The organism is Verrucomicrobiota bacterium, from assembly GCA_039027815.1.
Taxonomy (GTDB): Bacteria; Verrucomicrobiota; Verrucomicrobiia; order Verrucomicrobiales; family JBCCJK01; genus JBCCJK01.
Genome location: JBCCJK010000041.1, coordinates 1 through 23,540, shown reverse-complemented (window position 1 = coordinate 23,540; position 23,540 = coordinate 1). Strand labels below are relative to the sequence as shown.

Annotated in this window: 21 protein-coding genes; 13 read left to right on the top strand and 8 right to left on the bottom strand. The window is 59.5% G+C overall.

What is annotated here, in order from left to right:
- The 4 genes from AAF555_10485 to AAF555_10470 form a co-directional block, all read left to right on the top strand.
- Positions 1–948 (top strand): carboxyltransferase domain-containing protein (locus tag AAF555_10485; GenBank protein ID MEM6911994.1); only part of this gene is annotated, 948 nt, incomplete at its 5' end.
- A complete protein-coding gene (gene atzF / locus AAF555_10480) occupies positions 945–2,675 on the top strand; it encodes an allophanate hydrolase (GenBank protein MEM6911993.1) in 1,731 nt (576 codons plus the stop codon). The genes AAF555_10485 and atzF, both read left to right, overlap by 4 nt.
- Positions 2,676–2,794: 119 nt before the next feature.
- A complete protein-coding gene (locus AAF555_10475; GenBank protein ID MEM6911992.1) occupies positions 2,795–3,562 on the top strand; it encodes a hypothetical protein in 768 nt (255 codons plus the stop codon).
- Between the two features lie 229 nt (positions 3,563–3,791).
- A complete protein-coding gene (locus AAF555_10470) occupies positions 3,792–4,298 on the top strand; it encodes a hypothetical protein (protein MEM6911991.1) in 507 nt (168 codons plus the stop codon).
- 361 nt (positions 4,299–4,659) lie between these two features.
- Here AAF555_10470 and AAF555_10465 read toward each other — a convergent pair whose 3' ends face one another.
- Together AAF555_10465 and AAF555_10460 are read right to left on the bottom strand one after the other, a co-directional pair.
- Entirely contained in the window at positions 4,660–6,015 is a 1,356-nt protein-coding gene (locus tag AAF555_10465) for a hypothetical protein (GenBank protein MEM6911990.1), read from the bottom strand.
- A gap of 127 nt (positions 6,016–6,142) precedes the next feature.
- Entirely contained in the window at positions 6,143–7,069 is a 927-nt protein-coding gene (locus tag AAF555_10460; protein MEM6911989.1) for a hypothetical protein, read from the bottom strand.
- Positions 7,070–7,158: 89 nt separating this feature from the next.
- Here AAF555_10460 and AAF555_10455 point away from each other — a divergent pair, with 89 nt between their 5' ends.
- The gene (locus AAF555_10455; GenBank protein MEM6911988.1) at positions 7,159–8,043 is read left to right on the top strand and encodes an alpha/beta hydrolase; all 885 of its coding nucleotides are present in this window, start codon (positions 7,159–7,161) and stop codon (positions 8,041–8,043) included.
- On the opposite strand, the gene AAF555_10450 is transcribed toward AAF555_10455, so the two are convergent.
- Positions 8,032–8,463: a DCC1-like thiol-disulfide oxidoreductase family protein gene (locus AAF555_10450; protein MEM6911987.1), complete on the bottom strand. Its 432-nt coding sequence runs from the start codon at positions 8,461–8,463 to the stop codon at positions 8,032–8,034. The genes AAF555_10455 and AAF555_10450 overlap by 12 nt on opposite strands.
- A 71-nt stretch (positions 8,464–8,534) precedes the next feature.
- Between AAF555_10450 and trpD the strand changes: the two genes are divergently transcribed.
- On the top strand, positions 8,535–9,590 hold the full coding sequence (trpD, locus tag AAF555_10445; GenBank protein MEM6911986.1) for an anthranilate phosphoribosyltransferase: 1,056 nt from the start codon (positions 8,535–8,537) through the stop codon (positions 9,588–9,590).
- A 228-nt stretch (positions 9,591–9,818) separates the two neighbouring features.
- On the opposite strand, the gene AAF555_10440 is transcribed toward trpD, so the two are convergent.
- A complete protein-coding gene (locus tag AAF555_10440; protein ID MEM6911985.1) occupies positions 9,819–10,634 on the bottom strand; it encodes a hypothetical protein in 816 nt (271 codons plus the stop codon).
- A 109-nt stretch (positions 10,635–10,743) separates the two neighbouring features.
- Here AAF555_10440 and gcvT point away from each other — a divergent pair, with 109 nt between their 5' ends.
- From gcvT to AAF555_10420, 4 genes are read left to right on the top strand one after another with little or no spacing between them, the layout of a single operon-like run.
- Entirely contained in the window at positions 10,744–11,835 is a 1,092-nt protein-coding gene (gcvT, locus tag AAF555_10435; protein MEM6911984.1) for a glycine cleavage system aminomethyltransferase GcvT, read from the top strand.
- Positions 11,829–12,209, top strand: coding sequence for a glycine cleavage system protein GcvH (gene gcvH / locus AAF555_10430; GenBank protein ID MEM6911983.1), 381 nt, complete (start codon positions 11,829–11,831; stop codon positions 12,207–12,209). Before gcvT ends, gcvH begins: the two co-directional genes overlap by 7 nt.
- A complete protein-coding gene (gene gcvP, locus AAF555_10425) occupies positions 12,199–15,057 on the top strand; it encodes an aminomethyl-transferring glycine dehydrogenase (protein ID MEM6911982.1) in 2,859 nt (952 codons plus the stop codon). The genes gcvH and gcvP overlap by 11 nt, the downstream gene beginning before the upstream one ends.
- Before the next feature lie 2 nt (positions 15,058–15,059).
- On the top strand, positions 15,060–15,560 hold the full coding sequence (locus tag AAF555_10420; protein ID MEM6911981.1) for an 8-oxo-dGTP diphosphatase: 501 nt from the start codon (positions 15,060–15,062) through the stop codon (positions 15,558–15,560).
- An 8-nt stretch (positions 15,561–15,568) separates the two neighbouring features.
- Here the strand turns inward: AAF555_10420 and AAF555_10415 are convergent, their stop codons facing one another.
- Complete coding sequence (locus tag AAF555_10415; protein ID MEM6911980.1) at positions 15,569–16,507, bottom strand: LysR family transcriptional regulator; 939 nt, start codon at positions 16,505–16,507, stop codon at positions 15,569–15,571.
- A 198-nt stretch (positions 16,508–16,705) separates the two neighbouring features.
- On the opposite strand from AAF555_10415, the gene AAF555_10410 reads away from it, so the two are divergent.
- Positions 16,706–17,878 carry a pyridoxal phosphate-dependent aminotransferase gene (locus AAF555_10410; protein MEM6911979.1) on the top strand — a complete coding sequence of 391 codons (1,173 nt, stop codon included), beginning with the start codon at positions 16,706–16,708 and terminating at the stop codon, positions 17,876–17,878.
- A 57-nt stretch (positions 17,879–17,935) separates the two neighbouring features.
- Here the strand turns inward: AAF555_10410 and AAF555_10405 are convergent, their stop codons facing one another.
- Both AAF555_10405 and AAF555_10400 read right to left on the bottom strand, forming a co-directional pair.
- The gene (locus AAF555_10405) at positions 17,936–19,978 is read right to left on the bottom strand and encodes a glycosyltransferase (protein MEM6911978.1); all 2,043 of its coding nucleotides are present in this window, start codon (positions 19,976–19,978) and stop codon (positions 17,936–17,938) included.
- A gap of 30 nt (positions 19,979–20,008) precedes the next feature.
- Complete coding sequence (locus tag AAF555_10400) at positions 20,009–21,460, bottom strand: glycosyltransferase (GenBank protein ID MEM6911977.1); 1,452 nt, start codon at positions 21,458–21,460, stop codon at positions 20,009–20,011.
- Positions 21,461–21,588: 128 nt separating this feature from the next.
- Between AAF555_10400 and AAF555_10395 the strand changes: the two genes are divergently transcribed.
- Together AAF555_10395 and AAF555_10390 are read left to right on the top strand one after the other, a co-directional pair.
- Entirely contained in the window at positions 21,589–22,485 is an 897-nt protein-coding gene (locus AAF555_10395; GenBank protein MEM6911976.1) for a septum formation inhibitor Maf, read from the top strand.
- Between the two features lie 562 nt (positions 22,486–23,047).
- Positions 23,048–23,239, top strand: coding sequence for a hypothetical protein (locus AAF555_10390; GenBank protein MEM6911975.1), 192 nt, complete (start codon positions 23,048–23,050; stop codon positions 23,237–23,239).
- Between the two features lie 21 nt (positions 23,240–23,260).
- On the opposite strand, the gene AAF555_10385 is transcribed toward AAF555_10390, so the two are convergent.
- Positions 23,261–23,540 (bottom strand): hypothetical protein (locus AAF555_10385; GenBank protein ID MEM6911974.1); only part of this gene is annotated, 280 nt, incomplete at its 5' end.

Genomic DNA, 23,540 nt, shown 5'->3' with positions numbered 1-23,540 from the left:
CTGCCGCTGGCTTGGGATGATGAGGAGACGCAGAAGGCGATTCAAAAGTATGTCACCACGGTCAATCCAGAGGCTCCCTGGTGCCCGAGCAATATCGAGTTCATTCGCCGCATCAATGGCCTGGCCACCCAAGAGGAGGTGAAGGAGATTCTGTATGGAGCCAGCTACCTCGTGATGGGCTTGGGTGATGTCTATTTGGGCGCCCCGGTGGCCACCCCGCTCGACCCGAGACAGCGCCTGGTGACCACCAAGTACAATCCAGCCCGCACTTGGACGCCCGAAAATGCCGTCGGCATCGGAGGCGCTTACCTGTGTATCTATGGGATGGAGGGGCCGGGCGGCTATCAGTTTGTGGGTCGCACGGTGCAGATGTGGAATCGCTTTCGCAGCACCCAGAGCTTTCCCGAGGGCAAGCCTTGGCTCCTGAATTGGTTCGATCAGATCCGCTTTTACCCGGTGGAGGACGAAGAGCTGAAAAAGATTCGCGAGGACTTTCCTCAAGGGCGTTGGCACCCGCATGTGGAAGAGACGAGCTTGTGCTTGGCGGACTACCTAGGGTTTCTGCGAGAGAATGCGGCCTCGATCGAGGAAGCCAAGGCGCGGCAGGCCAAGGCCTTCGAGGCGGAGCGGCTGCGCTGGGAGACGGCGGGGCAGTCCATGGCAGCGCTCGAAGTGGTCGAGGACGACGCTGCCAGCCAAGCCGCGGAAGTGCCTGAGGGCTGGTTCGCTATTGAGAATGGCATTCCAGCGAGTGTTTGGCAGTGGCGGGTGGCGGAGGGAGAAAAGGTGGTGGCTGGCCAGACAGTCTGTGTGCTGGAGGCCATGAAAATGGAGATCACGGTGGCGGCCCCCCAGTCTGGGACCTTGGGGAGGGTCTTTGCCAGGGAGGGCAAGGCGGTGCTGCCCGGGGAGGTCTTGGGCGCGATCCAAGCAGAGGAGGAGAAATGACGATTGCGAAGTTGTTGGCGGATTACGCGCAGGGGGTCACGAGCCCGAGAGAGGTGGTTTTCGAGGCCTTGCGGGGGATCGAGGCGGGGGACCCTGCGATCTGGATCTCGGTCTGCTCGCGGGAGCAGTTGGAGGGGTTTCTGCGGCGGCTGGAAGGGGAATCGCCGGAGACGCTGCCGCTGTTCGGCGTGCCTTTTGGCATCAAGGACAATATCGATTTGGCAGGCTTGCCCACGACGGCGGCTTGTCCGGCTTGGAAGCAGTTTCCCGAAGAGAGCGCTTTCGCGGTCGGGAAGCTGATCGAAGCCGGCGCCATCCCTATGGGCAAAACCAATCTGGACCAGTTTGCGACCGGCTTGGTGGGGGTCCGCTCCCCCTATGGAGTGCCCCAGAACCCTTTCCATGAGGACTACATTCCAGGCGGCTCCAGTTCGGGGAGCGCGGTGGCGGTGGCGAGGGGGCAAGTGGCCTTTGCTCTCGGAACGGACACCGCGGGATCGGGTCGCGTGCCCGCGAGTTTGAACGGCTTGGTCGGGCTCAAGGGGAGTCGCGGAGCCATCAGCTGTCGCGGCGTCGTCCCGGCTTGTCGTACGCTTGATTGCGTTTCGATTTTTGCGCAGACTTGTGCGGATGTGGAACGGGTCTGGAAGGTGGCGAGTGTCTATGATCGCGAGGACGCCTACGCCCGGCCGCCGGGAGATCCGCTCGCCTTTTCCTCGAAGGAATTTCGCTTTGGCGTGCCGTCGGCGGAGCAGTTGGAGTTTTTTGGCAGCCAGGAAGCGGCCGAGCTTTTCCGACAGGCGGTCGCTCGTTTGCAGTCGCTCGGAGGAAAGGCCGTGCCGCTCGACTTGGGGCCTTTTTTGGAGGCAGCTCGGCTCCTTTATGAAGGTCCCTGGGTGGCCGAGCGCTATGCGGTCATCGAGGAGCTTTTGCACTCGTCTCCCGACGAGGTTCTAGCCGTGACCCGACAAATCATTTCCGGAGGAGGGGAAGCGAAGGTGGTCGAGGCTTTCCGAGCGCAATACCGCCTTCAGGAGCTGAGGCGAATGGCCGAAGACGGTCTCTCTGAGATGGACTTTTTCGTCACGCCCACGGTGGGTCGGGCTTTCACATTGCATGAACTCGAAGCCGAGCCGGTCCAGCGAAATAGCGACCTCGGCTACTACACCAACTACCTGAACCTCCTCGATTTGCTGGGCTTGGCCGTGCCGGTCGGGCGGGGAGAGGACGGGATGCCCTGGGGAGTGACTTTGGTGGCACAGCCCTTCTCCGAGAGGGCTCTCTTAGAGGTGGGCGCACGATTTTGTGCTGAGGAAGAAGACCGAGAGGCGGACTTGCCGGAGGGCCACGTGGAGCTTTTGGTCTGCGGGGCGCACATGCGAGGGCTGGACTTGAACTCGCAGCTCACCGACCGTGGGGCTTGGTTTCTGCGAGAGACTCGGACTGCTCCTGCCTATCGATTTTACAAGCTCCCAGGGGGTCCGCCCGAGCGCCCGGGCCTGATCCGAGTGGAAAAGGGCGGCCGAGCCATCCAGGTGGAATTGTGGGCCATGCCTCTCAAGCGCTTGGGCGATTTCTTGGCGGAAATACCGTCACCGCTGGGCTTGGGTCGGGTCGAACTGGCGGAGGGGAGGGAGGTACTGGGTTTCCTGTGCGAGAATTGGATCGTCTCAAAAGCTCAAGATGTGACAATTATGGGGAGCTGGAGAAAATTAATAAAAAAGTAGTCAAACCGGAAAACTATTCTTGCGGCCTTAAGTTTTTCTGGCATAGCAGATGCTGACCTTGAAGAGCTTAGGCTCGTTGAGAGTCCACATCGAAACACACAACCTAACGATTGAAGACAATGAAATTGAAAGCACTTGCTATCTCTGGTGCCGCGATTTTCGCCGCTTCGACTGCCATGGCGGGCCCCGTCATGATGGAAGAGCCGGTTGAAATCATGGAAGAAGAAGATTGGTTCTCCGGCTCGATCTCGACCGGTTATGATACGGAATACTACTTCCGTGGTGATTGGCTCGGTGACAAGCCGATCTGGACCGGTATCGACCTTGCCTTTGCCCTTCCTGGCGGCTTCGAATTTGCTCCGGGCCTCTGGTACATTAACCCGACCGAAACCGGCGGCCAGACGGACGAGCTAGACATCTACGCCACCCTCTCGAACGAGATTTACGGGATTGGCTACGGCATCGGATACGCCATGTATACCTACCCGGAAGCTTCCATCTCCCCCGACAACGAGGGCTCGATCTTCCTTGGCTACACGCTCTTTGACCTGATCGATCTGAGTGCGGCTCTTTACTACGGTGAAGTGGGAACTGCCAACAACGATTACACCTACGGTGAGTTCGGAATTGGAACCGGATATGATCTCGGACTGGTCGCTTTGAGCCTTTCCTATACCTACGGTGACCTCCTTGACGGAGGCGATCGTAGCGCCACCAATGCTTCTTTGGGTGACACCAACCACAATGTGACCTTCGGAGTGGATATTCCCATCACGGAAACCGCTACCGTTTCGGCTTACGTTGCCTACATCGTTTCTAACGGAATCGAAGACTCCAGCGAGGACGATACGGTCGTCGGTGGCGTCAGCCTTTCGGTCGGATTCTGATTTTGCCGCGAGCAGCCGCTCGCCTGCAAGAAATCTACGAAGACTTGCGTGGGAAACCACGCAGGTCTTTTTTTTTGTGCACGCGGAGTAGGCACGGTGCAGGCGGTGGTTTGCCATTCCTCTTCTCTCATGTCCTTTCGAAGCTTGGCACCAGCAGAGCGGAGCGGAGGACCCGCTGGAAGACAAAGGGACTGCTTGCGCGGATGATGGGAACGCGTTTCTTTCTTGGATGCCAAAAGGCCTTCTTTTTTGCCTGCTCTCTTTGCTGTCCGCTTTTCTGTCGGGGTGTCAGACGACCAGCCCCCAGGTGCAGGCGCGCAATGCGGCCATCGCTGTGGAGCCAACCGGTGATTGGTTCATCGGGCGACGTTACTACGTGGAAAACACCACCTTTTGGGGCTACCTGCGGCAGCCGCGGCAGACTTGGGAGGAGGCCAAGCTGGTCATTGTGAACGAGCGCAGAAAACGGACGCCAGATCGCTTGCCGGAAATCCCTGACGAAAGAGGCCGTGCCCATGGCTACGACAACAACTTTGAGTATCGCTTGTGGGGGCGTTACACCGGCCAAGCCCGCTATGACCCCAATACCAATCTAGTGCTCCCGGAATTTGAGTTGTCACGCTACGAATTGCTCAACCCGAGTCCTGGCTTTCTCTTCCAACCAGAGGAGCGCTACCATCTGTATCAGCTGACACTGACACCCAGTGGTGGGGTGCCGCAGGCGGCGGGGTATTGAGGCTCATACCAACCACCAGAATTCACTGGAAGAATGGAGGGGAGGTGGTGTGGGGAAGAGGCGCTGAAGGGCGGGGAAGGAAGAGCCGGTGTCTTTCGAGCCAGGCCTGCGTTGCTCCTCGGTTACGGTGCCTGCACCGCGCCCTCGTCGCGCCTTGGTCTGGCCCGAAATCCACTCGGCCATTCTACTAGCCTATTCTGCAGCTTGGTATAAGACTCTCCATCTTACCAAAAGCGGCCTTTTCAAGGCAAGACCGCCCACCTGGTAGGGCACCCAGCTCCTCCCGCTAAACGCTGCGCGCAATCCAAGAGAGGGACCGCTTCAGGGGCCGACGAAACGCTGTTCCTGAGGAGCCGCTTGGTCACCAGTGACCTAGTTGCAAGTCGGTGATGACGAGAGCGCGGACGGTTTCGCCGGTGTCCTCCAGGGGGAGGCTTCTCTTTTCGAGAGTGACTTGGGCGATGGCGTCGACCGGGCGTTGTCGGGCATCGAAGAATTTTTGATCGAACGAGTCTTGGATGGAGAGCTCTTCCGCCAAAAGCGCTTGGATTCTGGGGGCGGTCGAGCCGGGGTAAAGAGAGAGGCCCAGCAAGCGAGGCCCTTCTTCTCCCGGAGGCTGGGTGGGACGGATCACGACTGGGAAAGTGCCCTGCTCTTGGTTGTCTCCCGGAAAGCGGAAGACGCCTTGCTGGAGAGCCGTGATGAGGGGAGGGGCGGAGATGCCGAATCCGTCTGCTTGAGGGAGCACTTCGATGACAATCCCGGTGGGCCAGTCGGCGACTTCCTCTGGGTTCTCGACCACGCTGCCATTTTTCTGTAACACGAAGTAGGAGCGGGTCGGCTCTTCATCGTCTTGCTCGGAGAGCTTGAAGAGCCCAAGAAAGGTGTAGGGGAGCGACCGATCCAGTAGGCGGCGGTCTTGGGCAACTTGCTCCAAGTCCACGAGATAGGGAGCCCGCTCTTCCAAGCTTTCCGCTCGCAAGAAGGCTTCAATGGTTTTCCTCGGCTCGGAGAAGGATTCGATCGATTCGGGGCGAGTGGGTGCTTGGGCGGGGGGGGTAGAATCGATTTCGCTGGATTCCTCTCCCATCCCAAGGGCTTGGGAGAGGCGATCGAGCACCTCTCGGTTTCCACGACTGGCGGTCCAGAAGACCGTCACGAGACCCGCCAAGAGAGCCAACTTGAAGACGAGGTCGCTCCAAGATTCTTTCACGACCACTGGCTCGTTCGACGGAGTCACGAGAGACACTTCCGGAGCGGGTTCGGGTCGCGGGCGAGGGAGAGACGTGGGAGGCAGATCGGGACTGGCTTCCGGTTGGTCCTTCCCCAGCGATGGGGGTCGCACATGAGACGGGCGCTTGGCTGGCAAGACCGCTTTTTGCACGGCGAGCGGCGAGGGCGAGGCCTGGGCGGGCCCCGGGTGGGGAGCGACCACTTCCTCGCCACAATGAGGACAAGGGCCCCGAGCGCCGAAGTGTTCCGGTCCGACCGTGAGGGTCTTCTGGCAACTGGCACACTCAAAGGAAAGGGGCTGGACGCTGAGTGCGCCACGACGGTCTGGAGCCTGGATGGTCTCGCCGCATTGAGGACAAGGTCCTCGAACACCAGCCAGGTGGAGCGGCACCGTCAGGGCATGGTGACAAGCCTCGCAGGTGAAGGTAAGGTATTCCCCCGAGGTAGCCACGGACGTCCCAGCGCTGTGCGAGTCAGCCGACATTTTTAGATTTTATCGCAGAAAAATGCTTTGCATAGCTTAAATATCGAGTTTTTCATAAAAACCAGACTTTTTGATCGTGAGATTTTCTAATGAAGGTGGCTGCAAGATGGACGGAGGGAGCCGGTCTTTATTTGGCGGGATTTCGCCCGGCGAGGTTTTGTGCCGTGATCGAGAGGAGGGCGGAGCGCTTTTTCAGAGGCGTCTCTCCTGGCAAAATCTTTTCCTGAAAGACCCTCACCGGAATTTGTCCTTCGCGTTCAGGCATGATCCAAACAGAGATTTCAAAGCCTTCTTTGTTGGGCAGGGGGGCGTTTTCCTCCGTTTTCTCGAGAGGGCCCAAGCGGTAGGAAATTTTGTTCACGCCCCGTTGGAGACCTCCAATGATGAGGTCAGCACGGCGCTCGTCCTCAAAGAGATAGACTTCCGACCCGCCAAAATCCACTTCGGCTCGCAGGCCGGGCACCTCCGCGAAGACTTTGGCGATATACTCCGGTGCTCGGCAGAGGGGTGGAAGTGGGGGGGGCTGAACCTGGGGCTGGAGGGAAGGCTCCTCCAAAATTCCCAGCCCACCTTGCTCGATTTCTCGTCGAATCTCGGGACGCGCCTCCAGGTTCAAATACTGCGCCCGATCAAATCGCCAGCGGGCTTCTTCGTGCACGAAGTGGAGGATGAGAAGATTGTCGGGAATCTCGTCCCCGGGGGGGAGTCCAAAGTCAACGGGCCCGAAGTAGCTGGCGGAGGCGGTCCGATCCCCCGTGCGGATTCCAAGAAAGCGCAGACCAGTGAGCGCAGGCGCGAGCACCGGCCTTTCGAGGACTGCTTGGGGGAAGGGCTGCTTTTGGGAGACGATGGTGTTGCGGATTTGAATCCGGCGGTAATCGGCGGTGTAATATTGCCAAGAGCGAAGGTCTTTTTGTGTGAGCGCGCTTCGCCAACCTTGGTAGGCCCCTTCGAGGGCGAGTCGCGAGGGAACAGGGGCGGTGGGGGCGGCGGAGAGAGGGATGCCCAGGAGAAGAAGGGTGGCCGGCGTGGGAAAGTAGTCCTTGAAAAGCATCTCGATCTGAAACTGTATGCGCTTCGCTGGATGCGGGCGCTTGCCCGCTTCCAGCGCCTTTCCGAAGACTCCAGACTGCGCAGAAGACTGTGGACCTGCAAGCTCCGATTTTTCCCGAAGATCCTCCACCCCCACCGGGGGAGCCGGCTTTTGCGGAGCGCGAGAAGCTGCTCGAGTATGGCTATCCGGCTCCTTACCGGGAGGTCGATGGCCAGCAGCTGCACCTGACTCTTTTTTTGCCGACTGGGCATCAAAAGGGAGAGCGGCGACCGATCATTCTCTGCTTTCCCGGTAGCCGCTGGGATCGGATTCATCCGAGTCAGTTTGCCCCCCATTGCCTGAATTTTCGCCATCGGGGCGCGGTCGCGGCCGTGGTGGAATACCGCACCCAAGCCACTGGCGCCGAGTCCCCTCTGGAGGGGATTTCCGATATCCAAGCGGCCCTCCGTTGGGTGCAGCGCTTTGCCTCCGAACTGGGCTTGAACGGAGATCGAGTGGGCGCGATCGCTGGCTCGGCCGCGGGGCACGCTCTTCTCTCTTTGGCCATGAGAGAGGCCGAGGAGACGGACGAGGTTTCGGCGCCCCAGGCCTTGGGGCTGTTTGCGCCGATTGTGGATGTATCCAAGGACTCTCCTTTCCACCACCCCGCCTTGACAGCCTCCAAAAATCGAAAGCGGCACTGGAATCCGGTGGAGTTGGTTCGCAAGAAGGTGCCCCCGATCTTGATGGTGCACGGTGGGGCGGACCGGATTGTGCCGGTGGGGCCGGTTGAGCGCTTTGAAAAGCTGATGCGGCGAAAAAAGAACGACTGCCGGTTGGTCATCTTCGAGGAAAGTGATCACAGTTTTTTCAATGCCAATGTCAATCTTGGCACCTACGCGCAGTCGCTTGATTTGATGGACGATTTCTTCGTGAAGCAGGGAGTGCTCGACCCCAAGCCGGCAGATCCCTCGACGGGACTCTCATGGGAGTAGGCGAGCCTTTTCTTCTAGGGTGGGGAGTTCGCACTGGGCTTTGCGACCGAAGAGGCGGAAGCGGTTTTTCGAGATGACTCGATAGAGGGCATCCCTCCAGGCGCGGGGGAGAATCTTGAAGAGCCGAAAGAGTCGCCAAGGGCCGCCGAGAATCTGGCAAAGTTCGAGGAGCGCGTCGGATCGGGTCAGGATTTTTGGTGCATCTTTGTCTTGGAGATAGAGAACCAAGGAGTCAGGATCTTTCCCGGGCGAGGCGCGCAACGATTCGGGCAAGAGGGAGGCGGCGGTTTCTCCTTGAAGAGAAGCGACCGCGAAGGCTTTTTTGCGATCGATCCAGAGGAGAAAATGGACCGCGTGATCGCAAAGGTGGCAGACTCCATCGAAGAAGAAGATTGCGGAAGCCTTGGGACTCGTTTCCATCTCGCAAAGGAATACGCCCCTCTGGGTGGAATGGTCTTGGCGTCTGGAGGACTTGCGCCGTAGCCTGAGAGATGAAGGATTTGCTCCATTTGACTGAACGCGCGGCCACGACTGAGCTGGTGGCCGAAGAAATCGCGGCCGCGGCCACCGCTCTGCTGGCCGAGACGGAAGCCGAAGATGCCAAGGCGGCTTTCCTGAAGGCGCTCTCTCAGAGGGGAGAGACGCCACGGGAAATCGCGGCCTTTGTGAAGCAGTTTCTCCGGGTAGCGGTCGATCCCGGCATTCAGGCCGGCGAACTGAGCGGCCCGATGGTGGATGTCTGTGGCACGGGGGGAGACAAGCTGGAAATGTTCAATGTCTCGACCACGGTTTCCTTCGTTTTGGCGGGGGCGGGGGCCAGGGTGGTGAAGCACGGGAACCGGGCCATCACCTCCAAGAGTGGGGGCGCGGACGTTTTGGAAGCGCTCGGCGTGGATCTGATGATTTCGCCGGAGCGTCTTCGGGAATGTTTGCAGCAGACGGGCTTTGGTTTTCTTTTTGCGCCTCTTTACCACCCGGCTTTCAAGTCGGTGGCGGCGGTGCGCAAGCGCTTGGCCAGCGAGGGGGTGCGGACCATTTTCAATCTCCTGGGCCCCCTGCTCAATCCGTGTCGCCCTCCGCATCAGTTGATCGGGGTGTTTTCTTCGGGCTTGGTGCCAGTCTTTGCCGAGATCCTGCGAGAGCTGGACCGGGTCTCGGCCCTCGTGGTCTATGGGAAGACGGGGGATGGACGAGGCATGGATGAAATTTCCGTCCTAGATGTCACCGAAGCAGCCGAGTTGAGAAAGGGGGAGATCCTCAGATTTGGGATGGATCTCCAAGGTTTTGAGATTGGCCTATGCGATTTAGCTGAATTGGCGGGGGGCGATGCCGAGGCCAACGCCGGGACGCTCACGGGGATCCTCGATGGGAGCATCGGCGGAGGGAAACGCGACATGGTCCGCGTGAATGCGGCTGGAGCCTTGTTGGCTTGCGGCCTGGCCCCGACGCTGGAAGAGGGCCTCGAAAAGGCGAGCGCCTCGATGGACTCCGGAAAGGCCTTGGCGGCTCTCCATGCGGTCCAACGCTTTTTCGGGGCCCGCGCCTGATACCAACCTCCAGAATTGGCTGGAAGAATGGAGGGGAGGTGTTGTGGGGAAGAGGCGCTGAAGCGCGGGGAAGAGAGAGCCGGTGTCTTTCGAGCCAGCCCTGCGTTGCTCCTCGGTTACGGTGCCTGCACCGCGCCCTCGTCGCGCCTTGGTGGTCTGGCCCGAAATCCACTCGGCCATTCTACCAGCCAATTCTGCAGCTTGGTATGAGGCACGGCTCAAGGAAGGCTAAAGGGATTTTCGTTTGGCGAGGCAGGCCCCGCAATACTCCTCGCCGTCCTCCCCGATGCGGAATTCGAGTTCCGGGTGAGAGAGTTCGGTGGCCCCGCACTCGACACAGAGGTGGAAGCTTTCGGTTTCTGGGAGGTTCTTGCCCTTGAAGTCGGCTCGACGCTTGGTGGTTTGCGAATTTTGCTTCCAGGAGCGTAGCGTTCCCGGGCCGAAGATCAGGAGGTAGTTGCCAAGGGAGAGCGCAAAGAAGGGGAAGAGAATGGGGCTGCCGAGCATGGCCAAGACGACGAAGGCAGCCGCGACCCAGCCCAGGTATTTCACTTTCACGGGCAGCACGAAAAAGAGCATGAGCGGGACATTCGGCTGGAGCGTGGCGAAGGCCAGAAACATGCTGAGAGAGAGCAGGGCGGCGCCGCCGAGAAAGGGGCCCGAGCCGCCGGTAATGAGGTGCAGGTAAAGGCTTCCCAGGATGTTTCCAAGAATGCCGAGGTAGACGTAGCCCGAGGCTTTGGCCACGCCCCAAGTGGCTTCGATGACCTGCGTGAAAAGCCGGGCCAGCAAGAGAACAAAGAAGATGAAGATCCAGGCCCAGGGGTTGCGAGGGTCTTCCCAAGGCACAAAGAGAAAGGATACCAGCCGCCAGAGTTCGCCTCGGAAGACGGCATTCCAGTCGAGACGAATCCATTCCACCAAGAGGGGATTGGCCAATTCCAAGGCGAAGGTGACCGCATTCAGGCAGGCGATGTAGAAAAACAGACCCGGGAAGGAGAAGACCTCGGAAAGCCTGCGAAGGAAAGACGGGCGGGTGGACACGAGCCCAGTAATGACGTTCCCAGGGCGACTGGCAAGGGTGGTTGGGGAAAATCGGAAGGGGAGGAGCTGAGGTCGCATTGACAAAGCGACTTGGGGGTCGAATCATGGCATGCCAATGGATGCTGAACTGCTGCGCCGCTCCCCGCTCGATTCCCTTCATCGAGAGCTGGGCGCCCGCTGCCTGCCTTTTGCCGGGTGGGAGATGCCTATCCAGTATGCGGGTATTATGGAGGAGCACCGGGCGGTCCGGGAGGCGGTTGGGATTTTCGATATCTCCCACATGGGTGAGTTGGTTGCTTCGGGTCCGGAGGTCCTCCCTTGGTTGGATCGAGTTTTGTCCAATCGCGCTTCCGCTCTCGCGGTGGGCGAGGGGCAGTATTCCCTGCTTTTGAACGAGGAGGGGGGCATCATCGATGATTTGATCGTCTACCGCTTGAGCGAGGAAGAGGTGCTCCTGGTGGTGAATGCCTCCATGGAGGCGGAGGATTTTCGCTGGCTTTCGCTGCAGGCGACCACCGGAGTCCGCCTTGAGAATCGGAGCGCTCTTTATGCGGGGATGGCGGTGCAGGGACCCCGGGCGAGCGCTCTCTATGAGAAAACTACCGGCTGCCAGTTGCCGTCCCGCCTGGGCGCGCGGGCGGAGGAAAGCGGGGTGGTTTGTCGCACCGGGTATACCGGGGAGGATGGCTTTGAGTGGTTTTGCCCGGTGGGCGAGGGAGCGGCCTGGTTTGAACGCTTTTTGGACAAGGGGAAATCGCTCGGCATCCAACCCTGCGGCTTGGGTGCTCGGGATAGCCTCCGCTTAGAGGTTTGCTACCCGCTAAACGGTTCCGATCTCTCCTTGGAGCGGACGCCGCTGGAGGCCGGCCTTGGCTGGGCGGTTTCGTGGGAGAAGGGGCACTTTATTGGGCGCGAGCGTCTTGCGGAGCAAAAAGCGCTCGGCCCGCCGGAGCGCTTGGTCGCTCTCCGAATGACCGGCAAGAGCCCACCACCCCGGAGCGGGTATGAAGTGTTTTCCGGCGAGGTGCGGGTGGGCACGCTCACCAGTGGCACGCTTTCTCCGAGCCTTGGCGTGGGAATTGCCATGGCCTATCTTCCGACCTTGGAGGCCAAAGTGGGACGACCTTTTGAGATCGAGATCCGAGGTCGTCGCTTTCCGGCTGAAGTGGTCAAAAAGCCTTTTTATCATCGAGAATCGTGAACATTCCTGAAGAGCTGAAGTATGCGGACTCCCACGAATGGGTCGCCCTGGATGACGACATCGCCACCATTGGGATCAGCGATCACGCGCAAGCCGAGCTGACGGATATCGTCTTTGTCGAGGTGCCCGAACTGGGGGCGACTTTTCAAGCAGGCGACCAGATCGCGGTCGTGGAATCGGTCAAAGCGGCCGGGGATATTTACGCTCCGGTCAGTGGGACCGTGGTGGAGGTCAATGGCGACCTCGAGAGCGACCCCGGACTCATCAATACCGAGCCCTATGAGGCGGGCTGGATCTACAAAGTGAGGATTTCGGATGCAGCAGAACTAGAGAACCTCATGAACGCGGAGGCGTATCAAGGACATGTCGGCTAAACCATCCACGGGCGCTCCCCCCACGCCCCAAACCCGTTTTCCCTACGGGCACTTTGCGAGGCGGCACCTCGGGCCCGACGAGGCCGAACAAGAAGCCATGCTGGGCGAGATTGGCTGTGAATCGCTCGGTCGCTTGATGGCGGAGGCGGTCCCGGAGTCGATCCGCTCTCTCGAGGCACTTCACTTGCCGGCTGCCTTAGGAGAACACGAGGCGCTTGGGAAGCTCCACCGCAGGATGCGCAAGAACCAGACCCGGCGCTCTCTTTTGGGAATGGGTTACCACGACTGCCTCGTGCCCGCGGTCATCCAGCGCAATGTGCTGGAAAACCCCGGTTGGTATACCGCCTACACCCCCTATCAAGCCGAGATTGCCCAAGGGCGCTTGGAAGCGCTCTTGAACTTCCAGACCATGGTCTCCGATCTCTGTGGCTTGCCCGTGGCCAATGCCTCCCTCCTCGACGAAGCGACCGCCGCGGCCGAGGCCATCGCGCTAGCGCGCTCCTCCAAGCCACGCGGCACCACGGTTTTCGTGGCCGACACCTGCCACCCGCAAGTCATCGAAGTGATTGAGACCCGCCTCGAGCCGCTTGGCCTGCAAGTGGTCTTGGGCGATTGGCAAGCCTGCGCCCCCGAAGAGATCTCTGGGCTCTTTGCGGTCATCCTTCCCTTTCCTAACACCTTCGGACGCTTGTGCGATCCGGAAGCCTTCTTAGCCAAGGCTCGGGCCGCCGGAGTCATTTCTATCGTCACCAGCGACCTTCTGGCGCTCACTCTCCTCAAGCCACCGGGTGAAATGGGGGCTGACATCGTGGTCGGGAGTGCGCAGCGTTTTGGAGTCCCCTTGGGATATGGTGGCCCGCATGCTGGCTTCATCGCCTGCTCGGACAAGCTCAAGCGCAAGCTCCCGGGTCGCTTGATCGGCGTGTCCCAAGACGCCCGGGGAAATCCTGCCTTGCGGCTCGCTTTACAAACGCGGGAACAGCACATTCGGCGGGATAGGGCCACCAGCAACATTTGCACGGCGCAGGTGCTCCTGGCGGTCATGGCTTCGATGTATGCCGTCTATCATGGTCCGGAGGGACTCCGCTCTATCGCGCGGCGAGTGCATGGACTCGCTTCGCGTTTGGCCAAGGGCCTGGGCTTGGCTGAAGAAGCCTTTTTTGATACGGTCCATCTCCCGAAAGTGTCCGAGCGCGCCCTGCTCCTTGAGAAGGCCAGGGAAGCCGGCTTCAATTTGCGAGCCGTCGGCGAGGCGGGTCTGGTGATCGCTTTGGATGAACGAAGTGGTGAAGAGGAAGTCGATCAGCTCCTCCAGTTGTTGGGAGGACGCGCTGGGGAGGAAAGCGACGAGATCCGGCTCCCTGAAAGTCTCCAAAGGACGAGCGATTTTCTTACCCATGATGTCTTCCATCGCTACCACAGCGAGACCGAGATGATGCGCTACTTGCGTCGTTTGGAGTCCAAGGACTTGGCGCTCAACCAAAGCATGATCCCCCTCGGCTCCTGCACCATGAAGCTGAATGCCGCCATCGAGATGATGCCGGTGACGTGGCCAGAGGTGGGCGGGCTTCACCCCTTCGCCCCGCTCGATCAGGCTGAGGGGTATTTGGAAATGTTTCAAGAGCTGGTCACCTGGCTCGCCGAAGTGACAGGCTTTGCCGGGGTCTCCTTGCAGCCCAATGCTGGTTCCCAGGGAGAGTATGCCGGTCTTCTCGCGATCCGGGCGTATCACCGCAGCCGGGGGGACGAGCAGCGGGACATCTGCCTCATTCCCACCTCAGCGCATGGGACCAATCCAGCGAGCGCGGTCATGGTGGGGATGAAGGTCATTCCGGTCGGGTGCGATCGGGAAGGCAATATCGATTTGGCCGACCTGCAGGCCAAGTGCCAAGAACACGCGGCCCGCCTGGCCGCCCTCATGGTGACCTACCCCTCCACCCATGGCGTCTTCGAGGAGGGGATCGTGGACGTTTGCCAAGTCGTGCATGAGCATGGCGGCCAAGTCTACATGGACGGAGCCAATATGAACGCCCAGGTCGGGCTGACCAGTCCCGGCCGAGTGGGCGCGGATGTCTGCCACCTCAATCTCCACAAAACCTTTTGCATCCCCCATGGCGGGGGAGGGCCGGGGGTCGGGCCGATCGGCGTGGCGGAGCATCTCTTGGACTTTCTTCCTGGTCACCGCTTCCTGGGTGAAAGTGCCCAAGGGGCGGTCAGTGCCGCTCCCTTCGGCAGCTCCAGCATCAACGTCATTTCCTGGATGTATATTGCCATGATGGGCGCGGAAGGGCTGAAAGCCGCCAGCGAGATCGCCATCCTCAATGCCAATTACATGGCGCATCGTTTGGAGAGCCGATTCCCGGTGCTCTACAAGGGTCGTCGGGGTCGAGTGGCCCATGAATGCATCATTGATCTGCGCGCAGTGCAGGAGGAGCTCGGTTTGACGGTAGAGGACATTGCCAAGCGGCTCATGGATTATGGCTACCACGCTCCCACCATGTCTTGGCCGGTGGCCGGCACGCTCATGATCGAACCGACTGAAAGCGAATCGAAGGAGGAGTTGGATCGCTTCTGCGACGCCCTCCTCCTGATCCACGGCGAGATCGAGGCGGTCCGCCATGGCGAGGCCGATCCGCTGGACAACCCCCTCAAAGGCGCCCCGCACACCGCACTTGAGGTTTGCTCAGACCAATGGACCCACGCCTACTCCCGGGAATTGGCGGCCTTTCCTTCTGAAGCTTCCCGTCGGCACAAGTTCTGGCCCACCGTCTCCCGGATCGACAACGTCCATGGCGACCGCAATCTCGTCTGCACCTGTGAAGGCATGGAGGCCTACGCGGAAGACTGAGTATGGCCACCATTCAGGAGGCTTCCGACATCGATTGGTCCCGTTGGCAGCCCAATATGCGGGCCACGCTTCTCTTCATTCGCCGAGGAGAGGAGGTGCTTTTGATGCGGAAAAAGCGGGGTCTGGGAGCCGGCAAGATCAATGCCCCCGGCGGAAAGATCGAGCCGGGAGAAAGCCCGGAGGAATGTGCCATTCGCGAAACCCAGGAGGAATTGTGCATCACGGCGAGCCACCTCGCTTATATGGGTGAAAACCGCTTTCAGTTCAGCGATGGGCTGGCCATCCAATGCTATGTCTTCTTAAGCGAACAGTTTGAAGGCATTCCCACCGAGACCGAAGAAGCCGATCCGAAGTGGACCAAGATCGAAGCCATTCCCTACCAGGAAATGTGGGAGGACGACCAGTATTGGCTGCCCCAGATTCTGGCGGGCCAGACCTTCTTGGGTTGCTATTTCTTCAAAGGAGATCGCCTGGTGTGGAAAGACCTCCAATTCGATCAATAGAGCCGGGCTCACTGGATGAGATTGGCAGCCTGCCGGACCGTCTTTTCGAGGAACGCTTGGGCAACCGGCTTGAGCGGTGCCCCATGAAGCAGGCCAACTTCAATAGACGGGAAATCGTTCAACGGAATCTCTTCCATGTCTCCAGAAGGCGCTACGCCTGGCACGGCCACTGACAAGCCATACCCAAAGCCCTGGGCGACATAGGACCGAATGGTTTCCAGATTGGAGACCTCGATCTGCGGCGGCCAGAGCAGGCCACGCCGCGAAAGTTCTTTTTCGAAAGTCTGAGCTAGAGGCTCGTGGGGTGGCAGGGAAATGAGTGGCAATTCGATCGATCCGGCCGTGCTGGCCAGACCTTCGATGGACGCGACTCGGCTGCCCGGAGGGGCCAAGAGCAGCAGGGGGATCTCAAGGAGCCTGGTGGCCGTGAGGCCGCGGGCCGGGGTGCTCGGGATGGCGGAAATCGCCAGGTCGACTTCCTGGCGAGTCAACAGCAGCTCTGCTTCCGAAGGGTTCACTTGATGGAGGCTGAGGCGAAGCTCGGGCCAATCCTGGCGGAACTCGCTCAAGAGATCGGGCAGATGCGAGCTCAGGACGGTGGCGCTCGCGGCCAGGCGAAGATGTTGGCTGCGCTCTTGTCGGATCCATTCCTGAAGAGAAGGCAGGCGACTGTAAAACGGATAGATGAAATCGTAGAGCCGCTCTCCCTCGGGGGTGAGTTGGAAGGGGCGACGCTGGAAAAGTTTCACCCCGAGGGAGCCCTCCAGTTGGAGCAGTTGACCGCTGACCGCCGGCTGTTGAATCGGGTAGGGCATGCAGCGGACTGCGTTGGTGATGCCCTCGAATTTGGCGACGTAGTAGAAGAGCTCCAGGTGGTGGACATTCACGCCTCGAAGAAAATCGAGAACCGCCCACGTGGCGAGATCAAAAGGGAAAGCGAGCGCCAAAATCCGCCTCGCCTTTTCGCTTGCAAGCCACCTGCTTTGCGCTAGGCATCCGTCCCCTCGTTCCCGGGAGGCCAAGCCAGTGCGAACCGGGAGGGGGCGGTCGCTTACCACTATCCTCATGGCAATCTGTCTCCTCCCCTCTTTCGCGGCCGGCGAGACGGCGCTCCCAGAGCGTTTTCCCATCAACTAGAACGACTTATGAGCTTTGTTTCCACCCGCCTGCACGACCTCAAGCCCTCCCAAACCCTGGCCATCACAGCCGAGGCCAAAAAGCTCATCCAGCAGGGAGAAGACGTTTGCAGCTTCGGAGCGGGAGAGCCGGACATGGATACGCCCGACTTCATCAAAGAAGCGGCCATCGAGGCCCTCCATCGCGGGGAGACCAAATACACGGCCGTCAGCGGAATCATGGAGCTGCGCGAGGCCATCGCCACCAAGCTGGTGGCCGAAAATGGCATCCCTTCGGCGCCAGAGTTGGTCACCGTGAGTTGCGGAGCCAAGCACGCTCTTTTCAACGCCATCTACGCGCTTTGCGAAGACGATGACGAGGTCATCATCCCCGCCCCCTACTGGACCAGTTACCCTGACATGGTCAAGATGACCGGTGCCGATCCGGTCATCGTGGAGACCAAAGCGGAGAACGGTTGGAAGATGACTCCAGAGGAGTTCGAGGAAGCCATGTCCCCTCGCACCAAGCTCCTGATTCTCAACTCACCCAGCAATCCGACCGGAGCAGTTTACACCAAGGAAGAATTGGAAAAGATCGCTGAAATCGCGATTGGGGAAGACGTCCTCGTGATCTCCGACGAAATCTACGAAAAGCTGGTCTACGGCGAAGCGGAACACGTCTCCCTCGCTTCGCTGGGAGAGGAGATTGCCAAGCTCACCCTGACAGTGAACGGCTTCAGCAAGGCTTACAGCATGACCGGCTGGCGATTGGGTTACACCTCCGCCCCCGAAGAATACGCCAAGGTCATCAATAGCATCCAAAGCCAAACCACCTCCAATCCGACCAGCTTTGCCCAATACGGAGGGCTCGCGGCGCTCACGCACCCCTCCGCCGCTCAGGTCATCTCGGATATGCGGGATGAGTTCGATGTCCGCCGGCAATACATGCTCAATCGCTTGGCCAGCATTGAGAACGTCAGCACGGTCGAGCCCGAGGGCGCCTTCTACTTCCTGGTGGATACCTCCAAGATCGGGATCAACTCCCTCAACTTGGCCGAGCGCCTTCTGAGCCGGGACAAAGTCGCTGTCATTCCAGGGGCCGCTTTTGGTCATGACCAGAGTGTCCGTTTCAGCTACGCCTGTGGGCTCGACATCATCAAAAACGGCATGGACCGTTTCGAAGACTTCTGCCGCTCTTTCTGATCCTTCGTGCGGGGTAGACCGCCGGTCGCCGGAAAAGGCTTTCTCTGGAGGTTGGTATTACTTCTCGGGAGGAGCTTTTTGGTAATACTCGGCGTAGAGCGACTTCGCGAAATTGGCGGCAAAAGCTTTGCCTAAGAACCTGGCGAGTCGGTAACGAATGACCAGAGAAATGACCAGCTGAAAACGCTGGAAGAAGCGACCGTGCCATTTCGCCGGCGAGACCGCGACTTCCTGGCCGAGGTAAGCGATTCTCGAATGGGGGAGAATCCGCAGACTGGCTTCCACGTCCTCCATCAGCGGCTGCAAGGGAAAGCCTCCCACCGCCTGGAGCGCCCTCCGTCGAAAGGCCTGCGCTTGGTCGCCAAAGCCGACGCCGTTGAGCGTCGCTCGGAGTTCGTTGAGCACCTCAATGCCGACCAACCCAAGCTTGGATTGCGGAAAGCGCTGCCCGAGGACGGCCGCCTCGACCATCGGGTTGGCTGAAAAGAAAGCCCGAAGCGTCGCGAGCGCCTCATCGGGAAGACGCATGTCGGCATGCAGGATCAGAATGAGAGGGGCGCGAGTGTGAGCCACTCCCACCGAGATCTGGTTCCCGCGCCCTGCTTCACTCGTGGTCAGAGCTAGCTGATGGGCTCGAGCCAGCTCAGCGGTCTCATCCTGGGAGTGGGCGTCCACCACCAGAACTTCATCGCCCGCTTGCAGTTGCGGCAAAAGGGTGGGGAGGAGAGTTTGCAATGGAGTGGCGGCGTTCCTGGTGGGGATCAAGATGGCGAAAGACGTGGAAGAATCGACCGCTGTCCGAGCCCGCAGTCCTCGTGTCCACGCATGCCGCAGCTCATAGGCGCCAATCACAAAAAAGGGCAACCAGAGCCAAAGAATGAAGTCTTCTGGCAGGCCCCACCAACCGACTTCCGCCTCGTGCCGCCAAGCCAGGAAATAGGCGCATTGCGTCAGGAGGAGAACGATCCAGGCGAGCGAAGGTCGCAGTGCCAGCAAGGGCAGAATCCAGAGGAAATACCAGAAGTGAACAATCGGGGAAAGCACCAAGAGGCAGCCCAAGAGCCAGAGTGAGGCATCGACCAAGGGCAGTCCGCGAAGCCAGCGCACCCACGTCGCCACCGCCACCATCACGAAAAGAAGGGAGCAGAGTCGCTTGGCCAGCTCAGGCGAATCCAGGGCGCGCTCCAGGAAGAGGTAGGCCCCTCCGTTGAAGCGACTCTCCCCAGCGAAAACCAGCAGCCCGCGCGCCAGATCATCCACTCCATCCCAGAAGGGAAGGGCGGGCAGCAGCAATCCCAGCGGCCAGAGCCAAGCCTGCTTCCAGCTAGAGCGGGTAAGAAAGAGAGGGGCCAAAGCCAGGCTGACGAGCTTCACTTGGGCGGAGCAGGCCAGAGCGAACCAGGCGAGGCCTGGCTTGCCACGGGCTTGGCTCCACCAGGCGAGCGTCAGGAGGAAGGCGAAAAGACTATCGTAATGGCCCTCGGCCGCGATCCCGATCAGCACCATCGGACTGAAAGCGTAGAGCCCGGCCCAGCGTTCGGGGAGTCGGCTCTGCCGCAAGAGCGAAAACAAAAGCAGCAGGGTCCCCAGATCCGCACCGAGAAAGAGCAACTTCAGCGGCAGCGCGTGGTAGGAAAGGATGCCAGCGGCGGCAAAGGCCAGCTGGGCCAAGGGTGGGTAAGCAGTGCCGCGCTCTGGATGATTCATGCGCTCCCACTGGGCATCGCGATAGGCGGCGAGAGAGGGGTCGTCCGCCGTCTGGGTGTAAGGATTGATCCCCGCCCGGACCAGCTTTCCCTCCCAGAGGTAGCGATGGAGATCATCGGTATGGGCCGAGGGCAGGAGGGTCACCCGCAAAAGAACGGCCGACAGCAAAAGAAGGCGGGTGCTGCCAACTTTTCGGGCCAAGGCATCGGGGTAGCAAAAAGTCAGGCCGAGGCCCGTCAGACCCAGAATGGCAAAAAGCCAGACCCGCAGCACAGGATCACTCTGTAAGGTCGGGCGCTGGCTCCAAAGCCAGCAGGCGACAGCCGCCGCTCCGAAGCACCCCAGCCAAATCCAGGTGCGGCGGTCTTTCCAAAGAGCGGGGGCGGCCTCCAAAGCTACGTCGATACGTCCTAGCCGGAAGGGTCACCCGATCAGGCTCTCGCGCAAGCTGGCACTGCCGACCAGCAAAAACCCCGCCGCGTAGAGTAGCAGGAAGGGGGCAATCCACACCTGACCAAAGCCGACGTAGAGCACGAAGGTGGCCGTGCAATAGAGCCCCAGCATAGTCTCAAGAGCGGGCGCGATGCTGGAACCGGCTCGATAGTTCTTGAGGCGCTTCTCCCCTGCTTTGGGCGTTCGAATGAAGCCGCTTTTCTTACCGGAGAGCGCCTCCCAGACCGCCCGAGAATTGGAAAGACAAATCCCAAAGCCCACTACCATGAGCCCGGGGATCAGCGCAGCCCGTTGCAGCCAACTCCGAGGGTAGAGCGTCCTTTGGCTGACCAGGTAGAGGAGGCTGGGGGCAAGGGTCGCGGGAATGAGCGGACTGGCCAAGAGAATGAAGAAAAAGGTCGGCACCAGCTCGCCGCCCTTCGTCAGCAAGAGCGGCAGAGCCAAGAGCGAGACCGTCAGCATGAGCGGGTGGACCAAGTAGTGCGTCAGGTGGAAGATCGATTGGATCTTTTTGATGAGCGGCACTCTCGCAGCGAAGACCTTGGGCAGGACCTTCCGAGCCGTCTGGATCGAGCCCTTGGCCCAGCGGAACTGTTGGCTCTTGAAGGCGGTGAAGGTGGAGGGCAACTCGGCCGGAACGACGAGATCGGGGACGTATTCCAGCCGCCAACCGGCCAGTTGGCTGCGGTAAGAGAGATCCATGTCCTCGGTCAGGGTATCCGACTGCCAACCACCCGCATCCTGAATGGCCTGCTTCCGCCACAGACCGGCCGTCCCGTTGAAATTGAGGAAAAGGTGGTTCCAGGCGCGCGCGCTTTGTTCAATGGCGAAGTGCCCATCCACCCCGAGCGCTTGCGCGCGGGTTAGGAGAGAGTCCTCTGCGTTCAGGTGTCCCCAGCGACCTTGTGCCAGACCGATCCCAGGGTCCTCGAGAAGGTGCGGAAGAGCGCGTAGGAGAAAATCCTTGGGTGGCACGAAGTCGGAATCAAAAATGGCTACAAACTCACCCCGAGCCACCTCCAAGCCATCGCCCAAAGCCCCCGCCTTGTAGCCCTCCCGGATGGCCCGCCGGATCACTTGGATATCATGCCCCTCCTCTCGCAGTTCGGCGGCCACGCGATCGACCAGCGCAATGGTCTCATCGTTTGAATCATCCAACACCTGGATCTCGTGGCGGTCCGCAGGATACTCCATGGCAGCGCAGGCCCGGAGGACCCGCTCAGCCACATTCATCTCGTTGAAAAGGGCAATTTGAGTGGTGATGACCGGGAGGAAGGCATCCCCCTCGCGGGCCACTCGTTGCTGAAAGGCCTCTTCCAGAGAGGCTTGGGTGGCGCGTCCGCGATGGAAGCATCTTCGGAAAAAGCCCAACATCACGTAGCAGTTCAGCCCAAAAATGAGCAGACCGAGGCTCGCAGTCATGTAGACTAAGAAGATAAGCAGCGACAGGATCTCCATTCGAGGCGGATCGTAAAAGAATCAGGAAGAAAGGCAAGGGCTGGAAGCTCCTCTTTCCGAACTAGTTAAACCGAACCATGCCACGTAAATTTTTGAAATCACCCTCTCGACCACTCTGGCAGGGGGGCTGGAGCACTCTCTGGATTTTGGCCGCCAGCCTGGCCCCCGCCGACACGCCGCAAGCTCCGCCGTCGGAGGCTGTGGCCGGGTACTGGTTCGACGGAGCCGAAATCAATCGCTATGAATTGCAACAACGCTGCTACGGAGAACTCCACCCGGGCCATGCCGTGCTCGTCTTCGTCACCGAACCCTTCCTGGTAGAAGAACAGGTCAAACGAGACTTCGGCCAAGGCCAGGCAGTCTCGGTCCTGAAGATGAATGCCATGCGCGACTTCTTGACCGGCCTCTATCCTTACCGAACCATGACCTCGGTCTTCCAGCCGGTCGATCAAAAAGCCGCCCTCAAAGTCACGACTTCGGTCCAAGAGTGGTGTGGGCATGCCTTTAGTCAGAGCAATCGGCGGACCAACGGCTTGAAGACTGAGGTGCACTCCTACTTCCAACGGGCCGAAAGGGGCCAATTCACCTCGCCTCCGGACGTTCTCCTGGAGGACGAGCTTTGGACCCAGCTTCGCCTCGACCCCAGTGCCCTCCCGACGGGCTCTTTCGAAATGGTCCCCGGCAGCCTCTTTCTCCGCCTGAGGCACCAGGACCCCGCGCCGCATCCAGCCGTGGGCAGCTGGAAAGAAAGCCAGCAAGCAGGCCGATCGATCTACTCACTGCACTACCCTGATCTCGGCCGCAGTCTAGAAATCGAAGTGGAAACCGCCTTTCCCTACGTCATTCAAGCTTGGGAAGAACTGGAAGCGGGAGGGAAAGTCTTTGCGCAAGCACAGCTGACCCACCGCCTGGAGAAGCAATACTACTGGAGCCAAAACGGGCTTAAGGACCGCAGCAAACGAGCGAAGCTCGGCCTTCCTACCGAGTAATACCAAGCTGCAGAATTGGCTCGAAAGACACCGGCTCTCCCTTCCCCGCGCTTCAGCGCCTCTTCCCCACACCACCTCCCCTCCATTCTACCGGTGAATTCTGGAGGTTGGTATAAGGTCCCGCCCTCGCGGATACTTGTCTTTTCAAAAATTCTTCCAAGCCACCCTTCTCGGACTGGATCCGGTCGGTTCGCAGATGGGGCAAGAAGTCTTTTCCGCGAAGCAGCGACGTGGAAAGGTGCGTGGCGGTTGCCAGGTCCGTCGCCTCCCGCCTGAAACCTGCAAACTTGAAATCTCCGACTGAGTGTTGAGCTGACGAAACTCACCCTGATATCAGCCAGGCTAGCTCACCCGTAAATCGCTGATCGAAGGGGGCGTGATAGACGCAGCCAAAGTCAAAAAACCCTTGTAAAATCGAGGCTCTCCAGGCACTCTATCGCCAAGACAGGCTTCCTGATATCACTGCTGTGGGTGATACGAATCAATATTGTTCGATATAAGAAATGACTCGGATTATAATTCCCTTTAGGACAGTTAATATTTAGGTTAGTGAGAACCACTTATGAAAACACTTTGGATCATTATCGCACTCGGAGTAACAGGTTGCCTCATCTTTTTGGCCTTTGATGTCAACTCTTTCTTTTCATGGCTTGTCCCAACAGGCGCCACCGGACTATTTGTTATCGGATTTGCTATCTACAAATTAGTATCGATGAAAAAATCATCGAACAAAGCGTTAGATCCAACTCCGTGAAGCTACGCTTCACTCCGTAGATCACCGCCGACGTTCTGTCTTAAAAAGAGCAACTGCCGCTACCAGTTCACTACCAAGATTAGGAAGCGTGATTTTGGGAGGATGTTCTACACGGTGGTGTTTGCTCCGAAGAAAACCGCACGAGAAGTAAACCTTTTCGAGTGAAGTGGACCCATAAACCGGAGCCAGGAAGTAGTTGAAGAATTGGAGCTGTTCTGAGTGGGTGGATTCACACCGAAAAAGAACAGACCGATGAGCAAAAGAAAGAGAAGGCACCTGAGTGCCGAATTTAAGGCCCGAG